Annotated in this window: 19 protein-coding genes; 12 read left to right on the top strand and 7 right to left on the bottom strand. The window is 36.2% G+C overall.

Annotated elements, in window-relative coordinates:
* The first annotated feature begins 286 nt into the window (after positions 1-286).
* The 10 genes from GWI97_RS06200 (at position 287) to GWI97_RS06155 (ending at position 11170) form a co-directional block, all read left to right on the top strand.
* Entirely contained in the window at positions 287-1444 is a 1158-nt protein-coding gene (locus GWI97_RS06200; RefSeq protein ID WP_087803741.1) for an N-acetylneuraminate epimerase, read from the top strand.
* 79 nt (positions 1445-1523) lie between these two features.
* Positions 1524-2219: an oligogalacturonate-specific porin KdgM family protein gene (locus GWI97_RS06195; protein ID WP_036933629.1), complete on the top strand. Its 696-nt coding sequence runs from the start codon at positions 1524-1526 to the stop codon at positions 2217-2219.
* A gap of 204 nt (positions 2220-2423) precedes the next feature.
* Positions 2424-3122, top strand: a complete 699-nt coding sequence (locus tag GWI97_RS06190; RefSeq protein WP_123822456.1) for an N-acetylmannosamine-6-phosphate 2-epimerase — start codon at positions 2424-2426, stop codon at positions 3120-3122.
* Positions 3119-3988 (top strand): N-acetylmannosamine kinase, encoded by an 870-nt coding sequence (nanK, locus tag GWI97_RS06185; protein WP_036933632.1) that lies wholly within the window; start codon positions 3119-3121, stop codon positions 3986-3988. The genes GWI97_RS06190 and nanK overlap by 4 nt, the downstream gene beginning before the upstream one ends.
* A 52-nt stretch (positions 3989-4040) precedes the next feature.
* On the top strand, positions 4041-5531 hold the full coding sequence (locus GWI97_RS06180) for a sodium:solute symporter (RefSeq protein WP_036933635.1): 1491 nt from the start codon (positions 4041-4043) through the stop codon (positions 5529-5531).
* 13 nt (positions 5532-5544) lie between these two features.
* Positions 5545-6018, top strand: coding sequence for an N-acetylneuraminate anomerase (gene nanQ / locus GWI97_RS06175; protein ID WP_036933636.1), 474 nt, complete (start codon positions 5545-5547; stop codon positions 6016-6018).
* A 188-nt stretch (positions 6019-6206) separates the two neighbouring features.
* Entirely contained in the window at positions 6207-7094 is an 888-nt protein-coding gene (locus GWI97_RS06170) for a MurR/RpiR family transcriptional regulator (protein WP_036933638.1), read from the top strand.
* 172 nt (positions 7095-7266) lie between these two features.
* Complete coding sequence (locus GWI97_RS06165; protein ID WP_036933640.1) at positions 7267-8157, top strand: dihydrodipicolinate synthase family protein; 891 nt, start codon at positions 7267-7269, stop codon at positions 8155-8157.
* Between the two features lie 176 nt (positions 8158-8333).
* Entirely contained in the window at positions 8334-9050 is a 717-nt protein-coding gene (locus tag GWI97_RS06160; protein ID WP_036933642.1) for a hypothetical protein, read from the top strand.
* A 137-nt stretch (positions 9051-9187) separates the two neighbouring features.
* The gene (locus GWI97_RS06155) at positions 9188-11170 is read left to right on the top strand and encodes an acyltransferase family protein (RefSeq protein WP_224215407.1); all 1983 of its coding nucleotides are present in this window, start codon (positions 9188-9190) and stop codon (positions 11168-11170) included.
* 123 nt (positions 11171-11293) lie between these two features.
* Here the strand turns inward: GWI97_RS06155 and GWI97_RS18585 are convergent, their stop codons facing one another.
* Positions 11294-11470, bottom strand: a complete 177-nt coding sequence (locus tag GWI97_RS18585; protein ID WP_196738676.1) for a DNA cytosine methyltransferase — start codon at positions 11468-11470, stop codon at positions 11294-11296.
* Positions 11471-11579: 109 nt separating this feature from the next.
* Between GWI97_RS18585 and GWI97_RS06145 the strand changes: the two genes are divergently transcribed.
* On the top strand, positions 11580-12527 hold the full coding sequence (locus GWI97_RS06145) for a DUF3427 domain-containing protein (protein ID WP_103005173.1): 948 nt from the start codon (positions 11580-11582) through the stop codon (positions 12525-12527).
* A gap of 216 nt (positions 12528-12743) precedes the next feature.
* On the opposite strand, the gene GWI97_RS06140 is transcribed toward GWI97_RS06145, so the two are convergent.
* Genes GWI97_RS06140 through GWI97_RS06130 form a run of 3 tightly spaced genes read right to left on the bottom strand, consistent with a single transcriptional unit; the run spans position 12744 to position 15579 of the window.
* Positions 12744-13457 carry an MgtC/SapB family protein gene (locus GWI97_RS06140; protein ID WP_036933651.1) on the bottom strand — a complete coding sequence of 238 codons (714 nt, stop codon included), beginning with the start codon at positions 13455-13457 and terminating at the stop codon, positions 12744-12746.
* A gap of 39 nt (positions 13458-13496) precedes the next feature.
* Positions 13497-14744: an MFS transporter gene (locus GWI97_RS06135; RefSeq protein ID WP_036933654.1), complete on the bottom strand. Its 1248-nt coding sequence runs from the start codon at positions 14742-14744 to the stop codon at positions 13497-13499.
* Positions 14745-14757: 13 nt separating this feature from the next.
* Positions 14758-15579: an MBL fold metallo-hydrolase gene (locus tag GWI97_RS06130; protein ID WP_036933657.1), complete on the bottom strand. Its 822-nt coding sequence runs from the start codon at positions 15577-15579 to the stop codon at positions 14758-14760.
* A gap of 344 nt (positions 15580-15923) precedes the next feature.
* Here GWI97_RS06130 and GWI97_RS06125 point away from each other — a divergent pair, with 344 nt between their 5' ends.
* On the top strand, positions 15924-18128 hold the full coding sequence (locus GWI97_RS06125) for an extracellular solute-binding protein (RefSeq protein WP_087803738.1): 2205 nt from the start codon (positions 15924-15926) through the stop codon (positions 18126-18128).
* A gap of 57 nt (positions 18129-18185) precedes the next feature.
* Here GWI97_RS06125 and ytfE read toward each other — a convergent pair whose 3' ends face one another.
* The 3 genes from ytfE to norV are packed head-to-tail and all read right to left on the bottom strand — an operon-like array spanning position 18186 to position 21473.
* Complete coding sequence (ytfE, locus tag GWI97_RS06120; protein ID WP_036933661.1) at positions 18186-18848, bottom strand: iron-sulfur cluster repair protein YtfE; 663 nt, start codon at positions 18846-18848, stop codon at positions 18186-18188.
* A 25-nt stretch (positions 18849-18873) separates the two neighbouring features.
* Entirely contained in the window at positions 18874-20028 is a 1155-nt protein-coding gene (gene norW, locus GWI97_RS06115) for an NADH:flavorubredoxin reductase NorW (RefSeq protein ID WP_036933663.1), read from the bottom strand.
* Positions 20025-21473 (bottom strand): anaerobic nitric oxide reductase flavorubredoxin, encoded by a 1449-nt coding sequence (gene norV / locus GWI97_RS06110; RefSeq protein ID WP_036933664.1) that lies wholly within the window; start codon positions 21471-21473, stop codon positions 20025-20027. Before norV ends, norW begins: the two co-directional genes overlap by 4 nt.
* Positions 21474-21601: the final 128 nt, after the last annotated feature.

The raw sequence follows: 21601 nt of genomic DNA, 5'->3' as shown, positions 1-21601 counted from the left end.
TATTATGAAACTTTTTTACTTAAAAATAAGTAACATTATATTCTGCATAAAACCCCAAAAATAATTTATTGTGGCTGTTTTTTATTCTATTTTTAGATTTTTATTCCCAAATTTGATTTAAAGTCAGATGTAAAAAAATAAGATTAAAAAATAGACATTTTGATCATCTTCACAATTCAGAAAAGATCGATTTGAAGTTTAACTCCGAAAATAATTATATATTGGAGTGATATTTAAGGCACAAGAAAAATACCCTACTTGATGATCATAATAAGAGCTAATAAGTATGAACAGAATAAAGAAAATATCTTACTCCTGTCTTTCTGTAATGCTAGTGTCGGCAATATTCACATCTACTAGCTTTGCAGAGAAACTCCCCAATTTACCTGTAACATTTAAAAGTGGGGCTGGGGCAATCAGTAAAAATGTTATTTATGTTGGTTTAGGTACAGCGGGAAAGTCATGGTATAAGCTTGATCTCAATGGTGCGATAAAACAATGGGAAAAAATAGCAGATTTTCCTGGAACACAAAGAGACCAGGCTATTGCTCTGGAATTAAATAATAATATTTATGTTTTCGGGGGTGCAGGAAAAGAAAATGAAAATAGCGCAACAATCAGTGCGCTTACAGATGTTTATCGTTATTTACCACAAGAAAACAAATGGGAAAAGGTAAATACACGAGCGCCTTATGGATTAGTGGGACATGCGGGCGTTAATATTAATAACGAGCAGGCTATTATTCTTGGCGGTGTTAATCAACAAATATTTGATGGTTATTTTGTTGATCTAGATCGTACTAAAGCGAATAAATCTGAGAATAAAAAAGTCATCAGTGATTATTTTAATAAACCGGCAGAAGGTTATTTTTTTAACAGAAATATAATGGAGTATAACGCTGAAAATAATCAATGGCGATTATTTGGTGTTATGCCATTTAATGGAACAGCAGGTTCTGCATTAGCTTCTGATGGTCATAAAATCACCTTAATCAATGGTGAAATAAAACCAGGATTACGTACTAGTGAAGTACAAACAGCTATTTTAAAAAACAATCAATTACAATGGAATTTTATTACCCAGAAATTACCTGATCCTGCGCCTAATCAGCAACAAGATGGTTTAGCGGGAGCATTTGCAGGTTACAGCATGCACACCTTACTTGTTGCTGGTGGTGCTAACTTTCCGGGTGCTCAGGCAAACTATGCACAGCAACATTATTTTGCTCATCAAGGGTTAGAAAAGACATGGCATAAAGAAATTTATGGCTTTGTTAATAATCAATGGAAAGTCATTGGTGAATTACCTCTCCCTCTTGGTTATGGTGTCACTATTTCACATGATAATTCACTTTATTTAATTGGAGGTGAAACAAATAAAGGTGAGGCTGTTAATTCGGTTATTACTTTAACCATGAAAGATAAACAATTAATTATTGAATAATCTTTTTCTCTACACATTAAAATAATTCATTAAGATCTCCCTGATTAAACCAGGGGATCTACCTATTTAGGTAAATATTATGGCAAATAAAAAGAAAAAAATTTTATTGGCATGCTGTACTTTATTAATGTCATCTCAATTATACGCGACTACATTAGACTTTCGTCATGAATATGCAGATTCTACGAGAATTAATAAAGATAGAATTGCATTTATTCACTCTTTTTCAAATGGTGTTGGTTTTTATATTGATGCTAGCGTTAAATCGGGTGGTGTTGACGGTGAAAAAGATAAATTATTTAGTGATGTTGTTAATAATGCCATTGAAATGGGATTAAGTTATAACTATAAGCTAAATAATAATATTACATTACAGCCTGGTCTTATTTTTGAAACCGTAACAGATACTTCTATATATAAACCTTATTTAAAAGCACAATATAACTTCGATAATGGTTTATATATTGCAGGACGTTATCGTTTTGATTATGCCCGTAAAACAAAACAAGGTGTTGATGATGAAAAAACAAATCGTTTGGATGGTTTTATAGGTTATAAATATAACAAATTTAAAGTGGAATATGATTACACTCAAATGTATAGCGATGCCATAAAATACGATAATAAAAAACGTAATTACGAACATAATGTTGCTTTTTCTTATCAAATCAATAGTGCTTTCACACCTTATATTGAAGTTGGCAACATGGCTGTAAGTCCTTTCAGTGATGATCGTCAGACACGGTATCGAGTTGGATTACAATTTCATTTCTAATTTAAGTAAAACAGAATAAAAAACAAGAAGAGTGATGGAAACATCACTCTATTTTTATTTTATCTATTTATCAATTAGTTGCGTTACGTTGGTTATTGTTTGATCTTCTTCACAAATTACTGTTTTTTTGATTGAGAAATTAAACTCCGTAAAATACTATAATTTGGAGTTACATTTCAAAAGAAGAGAACAGTGGGTTCAAAAATGGCGCTAATTGAAAAGATGACAAAGGATATTCAACAAAAAGGCGGATTAATTGTGTCTTGTCAGCCTGTTGATAATAGTCCAATGGATAAGCCTGAAATTGTCGCTGCAATGGCTCAAGCCGCAGTGAATGCGGGCGCAGTCGCAGTGCGTATTGAAGGAATTGATAATTTAAGAGCAACACGTCCTCTTATTGATGTGCCGATTATTGGCATCGTAAAGCGCGACTTACCTGATAGCCCTGTGAGGATCACGCCATGGCTTAGTGATATTGATGACTTAGCTAATGCGGGCGCCGATATTATTGCATTTGATGGCACTGATCGTGTTCGTCCTGTACCTGTACAAACATTATTAGCTCATATTCATCATTTGGGAAAATTAGCGATGGCAGATTGCGCCACCTTTAATGAAGGTATGTATTGCCAAGAGTTAGGTACAGAGTTTATTGGTTCAACGATGTCAGGTTATACCGGTGGTGAGATACCAAAATTGCCTGATTTACAGCTAGTCACCGCATTGGCTGAAAAAGGATGTCGAGTGATTGCCGAAGGGCGTTATAACACACCAATGATAGCCGCAAGAGGAATGCAAGCCGGTGCTTGGGCTGTCACAGTCGGTTCTGCATTAACGCGTCTTGAGCATGTCTGTGATTGGTTTATTCAGGCATTAAAGTGGCAACAGGAGTTAGATAAATGAATACATTAGCAATTGATATTGGAGGGACAAAAATCTCGGCAGCTCTAATTAGTCGAGATAATCAATTAACACAACATACTCAGATCACTACGCCAGCAAGTGCATCACCTACGCAACTTTATGAAGCTTTAGTTGCTATTACTACACCGCTAAAAGGTTATGCAGATAGTGTTGCTGTTGCATCAACAGGGATTATTTGTAATGGCATTTTGACTGCATTGAACCCAGATAACTTGGGTGGATTAAAAGATTTTCCTTTAAAAGAGACGCTTGTAGCGCTGACGGGATTACCGTGTTGGTTACTCAATGATGCTCAAGCTGCTACATGGGCTGAATATGATTATCGTCGAGAAACTATCTCTGATATGGCATTTATTACTGTATCAACAGGGGTTGGTGGTGGCGTAATTCAACAAGGACAACTCTTTACAGGAAAGCGAGGTATTGCTGGTCATTTAGGTCACACGCTTGCTGATCCACATGGACCTGTTTGTGGTTGTGGGCGTTATGGCTGTGTTGAAGCAATGGCTTCAGGTCGAGCCATTGCTACGCAAGCGACAGAAGAACTTGCAGGGAAAGATGCAAAAGCGATTTTCGCTGCCTTTCATCAGGGAAATTCACAAGCAAAATCAATTATTGAACGTTCAGCAAACACCATTGCAAATTTGGTAACAGATATTAAAGCAACGACGGATGCCGATTGTGTCGTTCTTGGGGGAAGTGTCGGGTTGGCAAAGGGATATATCGAACTCGTTCAAGCTGCCCAGACAAAACAACCACTTGCATTACAAGTGCCGATATTATCGGCTCACTATCATCATGATGCTGGGCTCTGGGGCGCTGTCCTTTGGGCTAGAGAGCAATAAAAAAACTGTCGTAAAACTTACCTTTTTACCCTACATATGGCAGGACTAAAAAATGCAATTACATGATTTTGGTTTCATTAACTATGCTGTGCTGTTTGGTTATTTAGCAGCAATGTTACTCGTGGGTGTTTATTTCTCTAAACGCCAAAAAACAGCGGATGATTATTTCCGTGGAGGTGGTCGAGTTCCTGGTTGGGCTGCGGGGGTTTCTGTTTTTGCAACCACCTTAAGTTCCATTACTTTTATGTCGATTCCGGCAAAAGCCTATACTTCTGACTGGACTTTTATTATCGGGCAATATTTGGCTATTGCTATTTTGCCATTAGTTTTTTATTTTTATATTCCTTTCTTTAGAAAGTTAAAGATAACCTCGGCTTATGAATATTTAGAAGCACGTTTTGATGTACGCAGTCGTTTATTTGCCAGCCTTTCATTTATGTTATTCCACATCGGTCGCGTGGCCATTATTACTTATTTAACTGTACTCGCTTTGCGTCCATTTATGGGCATCGACCCCGTTGTCTTAATCGTACTGATTAGTTTGCTCTGTATTATTTATACTTGGATGGGTGGCATTGAAGGGGTTATTTGGACTGACGTTATTCAAGGGTTATTACTTTCAGGTGGTGCAGTTCTTATTTTTATTATGATCTGCTTTAAAGTTGACGGTGGAATTAGCGAAATTTTCACTGCAACATCCCAAGCCGATAAATTCTTTCCTACGACGCAATTCCGTTGGAGTTGGACAGATAGCACTATTCCTGTTTTGATGATCGGATTTTTATTCGCTAATATTCAGCAATTTACAGCAAGTCAGGATGTTGTACAGCGTTATATTGTGACGGATTCTATTGAAGAAACGAAGCGTACTCTGATCACGAATGCCAAGTTGGTTGCGATTATTCCTATCTTCTTCTTTGCAATTGGATCTGCCTTGTTTGTGTATTACAAACAAAACCCTAATTTATTACCTGAAGGCTTTAATACTGGCGGTATTCTACCTCTGTTTATTGTGACGGAAATGCCGGTCGGGATTGCTGGATTAATTATTGCTGCTATTTTTGCTGCTGCTCAGTCTAGTATTTCGAGTAGTTTAAACAGTATCTCTAGTTGTTTTAACTCTGATATTTATACACGTTTAAGCAAATCTGAACGCCGTGCCGAACAAAAAATGAAAGTCGCAAGGTTAGTCATTATTGTTGCTGGTGTCTTTAGTAGTTTAGCTGCAATTTGGTTAGTTTTATCCGATGAATCTGAAATTTGGGATGCCTTTAATAGTCTGATTGGTTTAATGGGTGGCCCAATGACAGGTTTGTTTATGCTGGGTATTTTTGTTAAACGCGCGAATGCAGGTAGTGCGGTTGTCGGGATCATCGTCAGTATTATTGCCGTATTAGCAGCGCGCTATGGCAGTGATCTTAATTTCTTCTTCTACGGCGTGATTGGCGCAATGTCTGTTGTTATTGCAGGAACAATTACAGCACCGCTTTTCGCATCAGCAAAACAGGTTTCATTAGATGACAATGAAACATCAGGAAACTAATAGGGAATAATTTATGTTATTTGGGCATATATCAGATTTGGCTATGATGCCAGAAATGAATCCCGCGTTGCGTGACGCGATGGAAAAAGCATTAGCACTTGATCCCGCTTCACTTGCTCCGGGAAGCTATAAAATTGATGGTGAAACTCTGTTTATGAATGTGATGACGTTTGACACTCAGCCTCGTGAGCAAAAGCGAGCTGAATTGCATCAACGTTATATTGATATTCAAATATTGCTGAGTGGTGAAGAAATTATTGATTTTGGTATACAGGGCTCAGCACAAGATGTGACGCCTTATAATGAAACCGATGATTATCAGCTAACAGATACGATAATAGGCCAACAAACTTTAGCACTGACACCCAATATGTTTGCTGTTTTTATGCCTAATGAACCTCATAAACCGGGCATTTCGGCTGAAAAAGGTGCAAATACACTGAAGAAAGTTGTTGTTAAGTTAGATGTTACAGAATTAGTTGACTAACAATTACTGTTTTATTAAGCGCTTTATTTCCGATGTATCAGTAAGTTGTATTCTGATGACATTGAGGAATAAAGCGTTTTTATTATTACATTATTGTATGAGCAAGGCTTTTTTTAACCTGTTGGAATTGGTACTCTTGTTGGCAGAATTTTTCCTCCGTGTATCTTCTGCAACCAAGGATAATCTCCATGACAGAACAGGCAACGACCCGATTAAAGCCGGGTAAAATACTTGATACGTTAGGTGCAATGAAAAATAGTCTAACGCGAGTATCACAGCGTATTGCAGACTATATCCTGTTCCATCCTACAGAGGTTACTCAACTTTCTATTGCCCAACTTTCACAAGCGACAAAAGCGGGTGAAGCGACGGTTGTGCGTTTTTGTCGTACATTGGGTTATAAAGGGTTTCAAGATTTTAAAATGGATTTGGCCATTGAAATGGCAACGTCAGACAGTGAAGAGTCACCGATCCTTGATGCAGAAGTAACTCATCAAGACGATATCCATACTATAGGTTTAAAACTTCAAGCAACGATTAATAATGTACTATCAGAAACATTGAATCTGCTCGATATGAAGCAAGTTCAAGGTGCTGTAAATGCTTTATTATCCGCAAACTATATTTTTATTTGTGGTGTTGGTTCTTCAGGAATTACAGCAGAAGATCTAAAAAATAAACTGATGCGAATTGGTCATCGTGTTGATGCGGTTACAAATAATCACTTTATGTATATGCAAGCCTCATTACTAAAACCCGGCGATGTTGCTATTGGCATTAGTCACTCGGGTAACTCTCCTGAAACCGTTCATGCCCTTAAATTGGCGAAAGAAGCAGGGGCGAGTACGATAGCATTGACTCATAATCTAGGCTCACAAATTATGGCGTATGCTGATCACCATTTAATTAATGGTAATCGACAAGGAAAACTGCAAGGTGACTCTATTGGTACAAAAACCGCACAGCTCTTTGTGTTAGATCTTCTTTATACGCTATTAGTGCAAGCTCAGCCTGATATGGTTAAAGAGCAAAAACTACGAACACTGAATGCGTTAAAACAGACTCATTCTGCGTAAACTTATCTCTACATTGTGTGATTTTTAGTGAAAATTGGCTAAAGATCACACTTTCATTTTTCTCTTCCTTTAATGCTCATTTCGTTATTGCGTTCTGAAGTATTGCTCCCTAATATAGAGTTAAGCTCCATAATATTAATAGAAAAGAAATTAACCTCCAAAGGAAGTTATCATGAACAAACTCTCTGGACTGATTGCCGCACCTCATACTCCTTTTGCAACAGATGGTAGCGTTAATTATCCTGTCATTGATGAGATAGCAAAACACCTAATTGCAAGTGGTGTGACAGGTGCTTATGTATTAGGCACAACAGGTGAAGGTATTCATTGCTCTGTCGAAGAACGCAAGAAAGTCGCTGAACGTTGGGTTAATGCAAGTCAGGGTAAACTTGATCTTATTGTCCACACGGGAGCATTAAGTATTGCGGATACACTCGAACTTTCTCGTCATGCTGAAACATTAGATATCAAAGCAACATCCGTTATTGGCCCTTGTTTTTTTAAACCAGGCAATGTTGATGATCTCGTTGAATATTGTCGTTTAGCGGCTGCAAGTGCGCCATCTAAAGGTTTTTACTATTATCACTCCACCATGTCAGGCTTAAGTATTGATATGGAGAAATTCTTACAAGTAGCGGGTAAAGCAATTCCAAATTTATCTGGTATGAAATTTAATTCTCCTGATATGTATGAATTCCAGCGTTGTTTACGCGTAGATGGCGGAAAATATGATGTGCCATTTGGTGTTGATGAATTTATTCCTGCGGGATTAGCCTGTGGTGCATTAAGTGCAGTTGGTAGCACATATAACTATGCTGCACCATTATACCTTGAAATTATTGAAAAATTTAAAGCAGGTGATCATGAAGGTGTTACCGCTTGCATGGATAAAGTGATTGCGATTATTCGTGTTTTAGTTGAGTACGGCGGTGTTGCTGCAGGAAAAGTGGCAATGCAACTGCATGGTATTGATGTTGGTGACCCTCGTCGCCCATTACGTCCAATGACGGCAGAGCAAAAAGCTGATGCTTTAGCGAAGTTTAAAGCAGCTAATTTTCTGTAATCGATTTAACTTTGATTGATAATTTTATAGATAGACCCATATTTCAACATCTCCCCCTTTGATGTGACAGTGGCTTTTAGAATAAAGCCACTTTTTTATTATGTCTAAAACTTGATTTTAAATGCCACTCAAACCAAAGTACTAACTATTGTCTTATTTTTAATTAAGGTGTCTTGATGGCATACGAATTTCTGACACAAGCAACACTCAAAAAATTGGCAACAGGTGAAACTTGGCAACGACAAATTAATGATGAAAGTATTATTGATGTCAGCTTAAATGCGGGGCAATTAATGATTTGTCAGCCTCAAATTGAGGAAAGCTTTACTCTCTTTAGTCAGAAACTAATGGTTTATTGTGAACAGCTTGCACTTAAATTTCCATTTATTGAATTTACTCAGCCGCAAGAATTTCATTCCACATTATTAACGATTTGTAATCAACAAAATGAGCAGTTTAAACTACAACGGCCTGTATTATTATCGTGGTGTCATGAGATTGCAAAAATCTTTAATCAAATAAAAAGTATTGGAATTTTATTTAATGACGTTGTCCTAACATCCAATGGTAGTTTGATATTAACGGGTATTTCAGAGGAATTAACACGCTTTAGGCAACAGATTTATCAGCAGATCCCAATTGAAAGTGAACTTCATAAAGATATTATTCATATTACGCTTGGGCGATTACGTGATAGTACGTCATCAGCAGATATGAAGAAGCTTTATGATGAGCTAGAGCAAAACCGATCATCATTAATACATTATGCGATTAACACCCCTATCGTTATCCGACATCCAAAATTTGTGGTGAGTAAAGGTTCACTCTCATCTGAAGTTCAAATGGGGTTAACGATGGAATTTAATCAGTTATGGCCATTGGGGTGTTATTAATCATTTAATGTAAAGATCCAGACGGATATTAAGATGCTTTAATGCATTAAATAATCAATTCATCTTTTTACGACTAAAGTGATATTCTTAACTAGTATATAATCCAGCAATTCTTTTTATCCTGATTATGTACTTGAATGATGAATGTAAAATATCGTGCTGATGTAGATGGTTTAAGGGCAGTCGCTGTTATTCTGGTTATTCTTTTCCATTTGGATAATCGTTTAATTCCTTCAGGGTTTATTGGCGTCGATATTTTCTTTGTAATTTCTGGTTTTTTGATCTCATTGATAATTAAAACGTCATTATCACAAGGCAATTTTTCATTTCGTGATTTTTATAATCGTCGATTATGGCGATTACAGCCACTTTATCTTGTTATATTAATTTCAGTACTCGTGATATCAGGGGGTTTTTATCTCCCTAGCGATTATTTAGATGTTACAAATAGCGAGAAGTATGCCTCAGCTTTTCTTTCTAATAAATATTTTGCAAGAGCGACAACCAGCTATGCCGCGCAAGATGCGCTCTTCTTACCGTTATTGCATACTTGGTCTTTAGCGATAGAGTGGCAATGGTATCTTTTTTTACCTTTTGCACTTTATTTTCTGCATAAAATCAATGTAAAAGAAAGTATTAATCATTTTTATTTTGTAGTATTAGTCACTATTATTTCGTTTGTCTTGGTATTTTATTATCAAAAAGATCAACCCAAAAATTATTACTATTTTAGTACGCGGATCTTTGAGTTTATGCTGGGAGCTTGTGTTGCCTACTTCCCAACAAAGATAAAACCTACTCGAAGAATAAATGATGTTATTAGCTTAATTGCGTTTGGTGTTATTTTTTGGATTGCATTTCAAAATGATATTATCGCCGGTTATCCAAACCTTAATACGTTGTATGTTTGTCTTGGTGCTACATTAATCATTTATACTGGACAGCATGGAAGTATTATTAAAAAAATACTTTCATTAAAGCCGATTGTGATTGTTGGGTTATTATCTTACTCATTGTATTTATGGCATTGGCCACTGTTTTCTATCGCTCGTTATATTGGTGTATTTAATACAGAACTACAAAAAGGATTGCTGTTAGCATTAACTTTATTGCTCTCAATGACTTCTTATTTTCTTATTGAAAAACCATTTAGAAGAAAGCGTTTAGCTTTTAAATATTCCATCACACTTTTGTTGATTGTTCCTATTTTATTGGCTCTAGGGTTAAATGCGTTGAATGAAAAATATCAAGGTGTTGGCGCTAGACTTGGACAAAATTATGTTAATTTAGAAGCTAAACTGAATCAGTTTGATTACCCAAATAGAACTAAATGTATGAATTTTGAGGCCTCTGATCCCGATAAAATGTGCCATATTGGTGAAGTGGGAGGCCAGAAAAAAGCCTTTTTATTCGGTGATTCTCATGCAAATCACTACTGGGGCTTTATGGATATTTTAGGTAAAGATGCCAAGATAGATGTCTATGCGCAAGCAACTTCATCGTGTATTACACTTCCTAATATTTATCTTTATGACTGGTCTAATCATAAAAATACCGTTTATCAACGTTGTTATGATCAAACAGCGAAATATTATCAACTTATTAAGAATAACCACTTTGATTATGTAATATTTGGGCAGGTTTGGAATAATTACGCGTCAAATCATGTCATTAATAAGATAGGAGATGTAAGAACTGTTGATGAGTCTCGTAAACGCGTTGAGAAAGCGATGCGTGAAGCACTTGATATTATTATTGCTACGGGAGCTAAACCTGTTTTTATTAAAGCAGTCAATTCTATGCCAAGTGGTTTTATGACCTGCTTTTATGAAAATGCAAAATTAAGAAAAGACTTTGCAGATAATAACTGTAACCCCAAAAACTATAAAGGTGGGGGAAATACATGGATGGATCAGTTATTTGCTAAATTAAAAAAAGACTATCCAACCTTAATTATCATTGATCCCAAAGATGTACAATGCGACAAAAATGTCTGTCTAACCGACATAGAAGGTGTGCCAGTTTATCGTGATGTAGGACATATTACAGACTATGCTTCAACAATATTTGGCATTATGTATCTAGAACGTTTTGGTAACCCGTTAAAATATCAAGAGTAATAACTCGATTTCTGTTAAGACAAAGCCCGATAAAATCATTTATTTATCGGGCTTTGTCTTATGATCATGATAATAGGTTTAGAAAATTGAGATTAGGGATTTAAATTTTAAAACTATTACATTTTATCCTAGCGCCACTTTTATTTGTTGTGCAATTCGTTCAATAACAGGTACCACAACACTATTCCCAGCTTGTTTATATAGATTAGCATTGCTCATATCTTTGGGTAATTTATAGTCAGCAGGGTAACCCTGAAAATTAAAGCACTCCCTTGGTGTCAGTTTTCTGATGGTGTTCAAATCACAATATGTATAAATTTTTTATAGTCCGTGATTAACTCATTTGGATGGGTGATGAATTTTGGCTAATATAATTAGCTATTATACATAGATCATCTAATAAGGTTTTATGATGGGACGTAAAGATGAAGTATTTGACTACCAAAATTTGGTTGTTGGAAATGAATATAGAAAAAATGACGCTTTAGTAACAGCCAATGTAGAGCCTCAAAAGAATAATAAAGAGATAACAGGAATTACAAGCTTTAAAAATTGTATTGTTTTATTTGTTACTTTAGATAAAAGAAGTAAAGAACGTAGTCATAAATATAATGATATTTTTATTGATAATGGAAAGAAGCTTCATTGGGAATCACAAAATACAAACACCATAACAACACCTCATATGAAAAGAATTTTCTCTGGTGAAAATGTTATTTTATTTGTTCGGATACATGAAAAAATAAAAAGTAGTAGTCAGCCTTTTATTTATATTGGTCGTCTATCTTATATAGAACATTATGGGAACAAACCAGTTCAGGTTTTGTATAATGTGCTCGATTATAAGGAAAAACCAAATAAGGCGTTAAGTGCTATTTATGCTTGGGAAAAGATAGACACTTTAGATATTGATACTGAATTACCTCTAATATTGAAAAAGGAAAAATCAAGCTATCAGGGGCGAGTTACTGACATTAAAAAGAAAAAGACAATTGAGCTTTATGCAATGAACAAAGCAAAAGAAGATTATCAACAGCAGGGATTTGAAGTATTAGATACATCTTCTAATAGCCCTTATGATTTAGAATGCCATAAAAATGGTATCTTTAGGCGTGTTGAAGTTAAAGGTACAACGACAGAAGGTAACGCAGTTTATGTTACTAGGAATGAAGTGGCATCAGCACATTCAGATGAGTGTGAAACAGATTTATATATTGTAAATAATATAGATATTTTTCTACAAGAAGATGGTAATTACTATGCTGATGGTGGTTTAGTTAATATCATTGAAAACTGGAAACCAGAAGAAAAATGTTTAGAAGCTACCGTCTATCGTTATCATCTTAATAGAAAATAATCCCATCATTTATGAGTTTCTGACACAATAAATAGTAAGGAAATTAGCTATAGATTAAATGTGAATATAACAAAGTAATGGTAAAAATCTTATCAAGATTATACTAATTGATTGATAATTTATGTGTTTTTTGTTTGGTGGTGTTCGGAGTGGCGTCCGACTAATAAAAATTGCGCTATTATCTAAGATAAAGCGCAATTTTTGTTTTCGAAGAAACTAGTGATCTAGCGAAACAGAATGAACATGTTCAAGCTGTTTTAATGAACAATAAAATTCAGGTAAAGTAATTTTTTGCCTCACTAATAATTTCAAATTCACTTCAACGCGCTCTTTTTTAATATCACGGATCGTCAAATTTTCAATCACGTCTTTATGGTTTTTCAAATACTCAATTAAAACGGGAACGCCACTTTCATGAGTAAATAACATACGGACTTTAATTTTACCTAGGCGTTGATTTTTCATCTGAAATAGCACCACTTGTGGACTGAGTTTAATTGCCATAAAAAAGAGAAACGTCACAATCATGGCATGCCAATAAAAACCTGAGCCACAAGCAATACCAACACCCGCAGAAGCCCATACTATTGCCGCCGTCGTTAAGCCTGAAATGGCATCATCTCGTCGATGCAATATAACGCCAGCACCGAGAAAGCCGACACCACTGATAATTTGTGCCGCTAATCTCATTGGATCACTACGAATGTTGTCGGAGATATTGGCGTAATGTTCTGCGGATTGAATAGAAACAATCGTTAATAAACAACTGGCAACGGCAATAATGACACAGGTTTTAAAACCGACAGGTTTTCCCTTTGATTCACGCTCTAAGCCAATAAGGCCACCCAAAATAAAGGCAGCCAGTAGTTTAGCAATACTTGATAGTGATAAAGGGCCAATGCTGTCAACAAACTGAATTAATGCGTCCATGGTTTGCTCCTAACGTTGGCTTATTCCTTTACTTTAAGACTATGGTGTTGCAATGCCTTCCTGGGCTTTTTTATTTTCATTATCTTTCTTTTTCGTTACATCATCTTTAAAGAAGAAGATAAAGAATATGGTTACAACGGCAGCGACGATTGCTGGATATATCCAGAATGTTGACCATTGTGGTAATGACGCATCGCCTGTTTCTGTTACGGTTGAATTAAAGATTTGACCGCAAATAGTGGAAGCAAATAATAAGCCGAAACCATTAGAGACAATAAAGCGTAGGCCTTGTGCTTGAGCACGAATTTCGGGTTTGGCTTTGCGGTCAACATAGATATCACCAGCAGTAAAGAAAAAGTCCCAACATAATCCCTGTAGCATTAATCCGATAACGATAAAATAGAATTCGGTATTTACCGCCGCATAAGAGAAGAATATGGAGCGGATGATCCAGCTAACAGCACCTAAAAGTAATGTAATTTTGAAGCCAAATTTCATTAAGAAGAATGACAATACAAACATAAACAGGACTTCACAGGCTATACCTATTTGCATGATAGAGGCCGCATTATTAAAACCTAATGCTTTAATAAAGACCGGAATATAAGCGGAATACGCTGTTTTTGGGATCATTAAAATAAAGATACTAAACATTAAGATAGCGAAATAGCGGTCTTTAAATAATGAAAGCGCATCTAAACATAAAATATCACGAGCAGAGAATGGTTTGCCTTTTGCTTTAGGAGGAGTGTTCGGTAAGGTAAAGCAGTAGAAACCAAGTAAAACACCCACTGCAGAAGCGATATACCAAGTCATCGTACTCCCAGAGAAGCCCATTTCACCTAATATAAATCCGATAGCCATAAAACCAAACGTACCGAATACACGAATAATAGGGAAATATTTCACGCCATTAATATGGGAGAAACTAATGCTATTTGAAAGCGCAGTTGTAGGGTAAAACAGTAATCCAATAATGAAAATTAAGAATAGTGTCATGCCACTGTTTTGTGCTTCAATAAATTGAGGAACACAAATAATGACTGCCGCATTAATTAAATGAAGGATGCCCATGACTTTTTGTGAAGCAAAGAAACGGTCAGCCACCATACCTATAAATAATGGGGAGATAATGGTTGCGACGCCTAATAAAGCGTAGGCATTACCAATAATGCTTGCCATACCATAGCTACTTAATACCAGCCCCATGGTCATATTCCACGCACCTTGCATGAAATATTGCACAAACATCATAATCAGTAAGCGAGAGGTTATTTTCATCTCCATCATCGTTCTCCTCTTAATTTGTTTCTAACGTTAATCCGTCGTAGGCAACACGGATATTATGAGGAGCACAAACAGCTTCTAATTCGTGATGAAGCAATTTGCCACTGTGTGAAATATGTGAAACAGCAATTTGTGTATCTTGATGCAAACAACCTTGTTGTTGCAGTTTTTCTTGCGCGGCAAATACGGTTTCTAGGCTCATATGATTATCGGTACGATCTTTACCATTGAGTCCATAAGTACATTCAAAAACAACGATATCAAGAGGTTTATTTTCTAACCATTTCCATGTTAATTCAGGGAACCAACCAGAATCATGACCATAAAAAATCACTTTGCCATCTTTCTCAATATGATAAACATAACAAAGTTCCCATTTCGCATGATTAGCGAGTAATGGTGTAATTTTATAGCCATTTCTTTCGACAGTAACAAAAGGAATTAAGCAGTGAAAAGCAAAACGTTCTTTACTGTAGCCAGGTAGTACTTCAATGCAGCCATTAATTGCGCGATCGTTGCCGAAAATATGAAGAGGATGGTTAATTTCAAAACCATAACCTTCCATTCGGCTAAACAGATCGCCAACATTGAAATGATCAGGATGAGTGTGAGTGAATAGAAGGCTTTCAAAATTGGTAGCATCCATTCCATCACGCATTAATTGGTAACTAAATGTAGGTGATACGTCGATTAACATAATGTCATCGACAATGGCAGAAGAGTGAGTTCTGATATCTTTCCCACCAAGTTCTCTTGCTTTCAGGCAGTGTTCACAACGGCAGAAGGGATTGGGTATGCCTTCTGAGGCCGCCGTCCCTAAAAAATGAAGTTTCATAAAAATTCCCTTATCCTATTGTTTTATTAGGATTTTATTAATTATCTGGTGTTGGCTATCTGTAAGTTATAGATTTATTTGAACGTTCCAATAATAAAATGATGAAGATTATTTGCCAATAAATGAAGATCAGATCAGTGATCTTATTCAAATTAAATTTTTTATCTTATTGATTAATATATATATTAAAGAAAATTGATATTGATAATCATTTATTTTAGATAAGTTCTAGCAGATTGTTTTATAAGCTATTTAATGATGGAACGTTCAAATTAATTAGCAGTAGTCGTGATAAATAATTCAGGTATGCTAGTGAAAGCGGAAATTGAGATGGAAAAAGGTCAATGGCAACGATTAAAGATATTGCAAAATTAGCAGGCGTTTCTCATGGGACAGTTTCTAACGTATTGAATAAACGTGGAAATGTAAGCGTTGAGAAAATTGAAGCTGTATATCAAGCCGCCAAACAAATGGGTTATCAATTAAATACCCAGGCTCAACTGTTAAGAGCCAATAAAAGTCATAAAATAGCCATACTTTTACCGCAATTAGTTTCTGAAAAATATGCCGTTTTCTTTAATGCTTTAAGGCAGTCTATTGCTCAATTTTCTGAAGTGACTTATGATCTTTTTTTAACGGATGATCTTGAAACCACTGAGCTAGAGGCATTACAGAAAATTGCAGCGGGGGGTTATAAACAAGTGATCACCGTAAGTTGCCTCAATGATGCAAATATCTATTTTGACACGTTAAAATTATCCCCTTCACACGTTGCCTTTGTTTATCGTCAGCCACTTAATACCCAACGATTCTTCACACTCGATTTTGCTCAAGCCGCTGATGCTATTTGCCTGCAAGTCATGCATACAACTGGTCAATTAGTAGGTATTTTTATAGGGAGTAGTGATTATGTGAATAATCAGATTTTTGCTAATGAATTGCAAAGTCGACTTTTAGAGTATGCACCTAATAAAAAAAGTGTGGTGCTTTGTGCATCAGATGAAGAGAGCTATAAAATTGCGTTTGATTTCTTTTCTATGGAGCAAATTCCAGACATTTTTATTGCTCAAGATAGCGAAAAGGCGCGTTATTTAACACAAGCCAGTTATTTCGGTAGCCATGATGATTGCCCACCTATTTTTGCATTAAGCGACAATATCCCTCCTGTATTAAAAGGGTTATATTACTTTCCCATGAACTACGCTCAACTTGGGTTGGAAGTGATTGATGCACTAATGCAAGAAGAGGAAACGGAGATAATCGAGAGTAAAGTCACTTATGTGCGTAATCAAAGTGATCATCTTTATACGGCGACACCTGCCATTATTGCTTCTGATAAACACGATTTAAGTCTTAATTTACTGATTTTACCTAGCCCTTCTACTAGTGCATTAAAAAAATTACTACCTCATTTTTATCGCCAAACAGGGATTAAAGTTAATTTAGCGATACATCCATACGATGAAGTTTATCAAATATTAAGTCAGTTACATTTACATCCATATTATGATTTATTGCGTATTGATATGGCTTGTTTTCCTTGGTTTGCGGAAAGAATATTACAGCCATTAGATAAAATTGGTAACGGATTAACAGACTTATTAAATAATTTTTCACTGCCTACTCAGCAGAAATTTAGTTTAGTGAATAATGTTGCTTATGCCATGCCTTTTGATGCCAGTGCGCAACTCCTATTTTATCGAAAAGACTTGTTTGAAGATCCTATTCTAAAAAGAATGTATTACGAAAAAACAGGTAATGAGTTAACCGTACCGACAACATTTGAAGAGTACGACAATGTGACTCAGTTTTTTACACAATTACATGAAGAAGGACAAATAAGTCGTCCAATGGGCGCTTCAACAACATTGGGCAGTGCAGGATTAATTGCAACAGAATATCTTTTACGTTATTACGCCAAAGAGGGGCGCTTAATAGGAAGTGATAATATTCCTCAATTAGCAATGCCTTTAGCGGGTGAAGTATTAAAAGAATACCTACAACAATTGTCGATTACTGAAAATATTTATAATAAATGGTGGAGTGAGTCGGTTAGACAATTTGAGCAAGGGCATCTTGCTATGCTTGTCTCTTATATGAATTTATTTAACGATGTGGCTCATAGTAATATTTTACCTAAAACTGGATTTGCGCCCGTACCAGGTGGTATTCCACAATTAGGGGGCGGTGTATTAGCCGTTTCTCGTTATAGTCAAAAGTCACAATATGCTGAGCAATTTTATCGTTGGCTTTATTCTCCAATGGTTATGGATCATCTCATTTTATTAGGTGGAAATAGTAATCATCAAAATTTCAGTCATAACCAAGAGATTAGCCATCGTTATCCATGGATGACATTGGCTTATCAAGAAATTAATAAGGGAATACGAGAGTCATCGATACCGAATGGTAAGTTATTTAATTTACGCCAAGCAGAAATTATTATCGGGCAAGGGATCACTAACGTTGTAAATAATATTATGACGATAGACGAGACCATTGAATATATTAATCAGCGTTTGTTGATTGATACGCAAGGAGAGCGGTAGATTTTACTGATGGTCATAAAAATAGCAGGGGATGATGAAATCCCCTGTATTAACTTATTATTCACCCGCTAATGCTCTTGGGAATAATAAATTATTTTCTAAACTAATATGATTCATTAAGTCGTCAATAAATTCATTTATACCATTATAAAGCACTCGCCATGTAGTACAGGCTTCCGGCGGAGGAGTAACATCTTTGGTAATAAATTTAATCACTTCAACAATTTCACCTGCATCATCATGTTCGTGTTCCATAACACTAATGGGGGCTCCGGCTTGGTTTCCTAAGCCATTTTTTATCATAGGAAAGAGAATGCGCTCTTCTTTCATCATATGGCTTGTCAATTCATCTAATAATAGCGTCAATTGGCGTGCTAATCCTTTAGGGACAGTCGGTTTTGCTTCATGAACTCGTTCTACTTTTTCTGCTTGTAGAATAAGTTCCGGTAATTGTGCTCTATGTTTGTCATGATAACGAACAATAATAAAATCAATAATTTCACTCAATGATGCTTGTCGCCAATCTTTTTCTAATGGTTGTTCTGAAAGGGCAATTAATTTATTTTCAATTTCATTAATATTAAGCCCTGCTTTTTCTGCAGATTTGCTTAATGTTCTTTTTCCACCACAACAAAAGTCGAGGTTATATTGACGGAATATGGCACTGGCGCCAGAAATAGATAGAGCCAGTTGGCCCAATGGTTGATCACGTAAATTCATATCAGCATCTCGTATGTTATTTAAATTAAGCGGACAGTGCTCTTAATAATGCAAAAGCTTCTTTTACTTGTTCTTCTGTAACGACAAAGGCGCGTAATACATTGTTATCATCAAAGCCTTTGGCGATAACACCTGATTGTGTTGTATTAATATTCCACGTTAAGTCATTACGCGCAGTCTCACCGGCAAGATGTAGAGGCATTAACGGTGTTTTCACCCGAATAATCATTGGCGGTAAATTCAGTGGAGTATTATTTTCACCTACGAGTGATTTGGCTAAATGCATCGCACTTAATTGGATGGGTTGTAAAAACGGTAGTAAATTACCGTTGATTTGTGCGCAATCACCTAAGGCATAAATATTGCTATTACTGCTTTGCAGATATTCATTCACAACAATCCCACGATCAGTATGCAAACCCGCAAGATGAGCGAGCTCTATATTCGGCGTGAGTCCTGTTGCGGCAATAACACAATCAACAGTTAATTGATGATGTTGATTAAATGTCGCTAAAATACCGTTATCAGTTTGTGTTAATGACTGTAATGGTGATTTCAGCATTAATCGCACACCAATTTTAGTGAGGCTAGATTGCAAACGACCACTAAGATCAGACGGGATCAAGGACGATAATAATTGCCCTGAAATATCTGCAAGGATCACCTCTTTACCTGCTCGACTAAAATCCATGGCTAATTCAGTGCCAATTAAACCCGCACCTAAAATTAATACACGTTTAGCTTGGCGAATTTGTGTTTCATAAGTTTGGTATTCTTGCTGACTATTAAGCGTAAACATTAACTCATGGCCTGAAATAGCAGGACAATAAGTTTTGGCTCCAGTGGCTAATACTAATTTATCGTAATACCATTGTTCACCTTGGGCACTCTGAATACGTTTTTCATCTGTATTAATATCAACGATTTGCGTATAAGGATAGATCGCAAGTTGATACTGTTGTGCAAACTCTTGGGCTGTTTGTTTGGTTAAATCATTTGCACACTGAGCTTGGCTAATAACATGGCTTAAATCCGGTTTGTTATATTCATCAATACTGTCTGATGCAATTAAAGTAATGGGAATATCTGCATTAAATTTGCGAATATTTTTAACTAATTGGCGTGCGGCAAACCCCGCACCAATAATAACAATCCCATTATTAAGAAGGCCTGTACTCATTTTGCCTCCTTCGCAAGTGTATCAAAGACATCTTTTCCTAATGAGCATTCAGGGCATAAGAAGCTATCAGGGACTTCACTCCACGGCGTATTAGGTTGAACGTTTTGCATTGGTTCACCTACTGCCGGATCATAAATCCATTGGCATACACTGCATTGCATACGTGGGCCTAAGTCGATTGCTTCAACATCTGCGATAGCTTCAGATTGTGATGAGGTGATACAATCAGGTTGAGTCGCAGGAAGTGGTGCCAAAGCCCATTGACGTGCAATTTCACGACCATATTCACGACAAATTTCTTGTGCTTGCATATCTGGACGCCATTTGGTTTTTAGTGCCAGTGCGGTTTCAAATCCAGCGTCCATTAAACGGGTTTGAATACGGTCAACCGCACCACCATTCCATCCATAACTCCCGAAAGCAGCGGCTTTTTTATTACGAAAACGTAAACCCGTCATCTCTTCAAGCATGGCGGCGATTTTTGGCATCATGACATTATTCATTGTTGATGAACCGACAAGCACACCTTTAGAACGAAACGCACTCGTGATAATGTCATTTTTATCACTTTTGGCGACGTTATAGCTTTTTACAAACACATTAGGGTCAATTTCATTGATACCTTGTGCAATGGCATCTGCCATCATACGGGTATTGTTAGACATGGTGTCATAGAAAATAGTGATACGATCTTCTTGATAATCTGCTGCCCATTTTAGATATAATTCAACAATTTGTGTTGGATTATCACGCCATACCACGCCGTGAGACGTGGCAATCATATCGACAGGTAAATTAAAGCCTAAAATTTCGTTAATTTTGGGTGTTACAAGCCGACTAAAAGGCGTCAGAATATTGGCGTAATAGCGTTGGCATTGCTCGAATAATTCTGTTTGGTCAACTTCATCGTTAAATAAACGTTCATCACAATAGTGCTGACCAAAAGCATCGTTACTAAATAAAATCGCATCACCAGTTAAATAGGTCATCATGCTGTCAGGCCAGTGTAGCATTGGTGTTTCAACAAAAATCAGTTGCTTGCCATTACCAATATCAAGGCTATCGCCTGTTTTAACAATATTAAAATTCCATTCAGGGTGATGATGATGCCCATTGATTGAATCAATGGCGTTTGCTGTGCAGTAAATTGGAGTATTAGGAATAAAAGACATCAGCTCAGTAAGTGCGCCAGCGTGATCTTCTTCTGCATGATTAATAATAATGTAATCAATCTCTTCCAGATTAATTTGAGCTCGTAAATTTTGTACAAATTCGCGACTAAATTTATGGTCAACTGTATCAATAAGGACATTCTTTTCTTCACATATTAGGTAGCTGTTATAGCTACTTCCTAATAATGTTTTATATTCAGTGCCATGAAAATCACGAACTTCCCAGTCACGTTGTCCAACCCAATTAACATTATTTTTAACATGAATAGCCATTTTGTATTGTTCCTTCTCATTAATCTTTTCATCGGGATATGTATAGATATAATCAAGAAGCGTGCCAGTTTTTATCTTATTGTTTTAAAAGATTTTTATTTTTATGGCTATTTGTGTATTGTCAATAT

The sequence above is a fragment of the Proteus sp. G2300 genome, assembly GCF_009915965.1.
In the GTDB taxonomy this organism is placed as follows: Bacteria; Pseudomonadota; Gammaproteobacteria; order Enterobacterales; family Enterobacteriaceae; genus Proteus; species Proteus vulgaris.
Note: the sequence above shows the minus strand (reverse complement) of the source record. Positions and strands in the feature narration are given on the sequence as shown.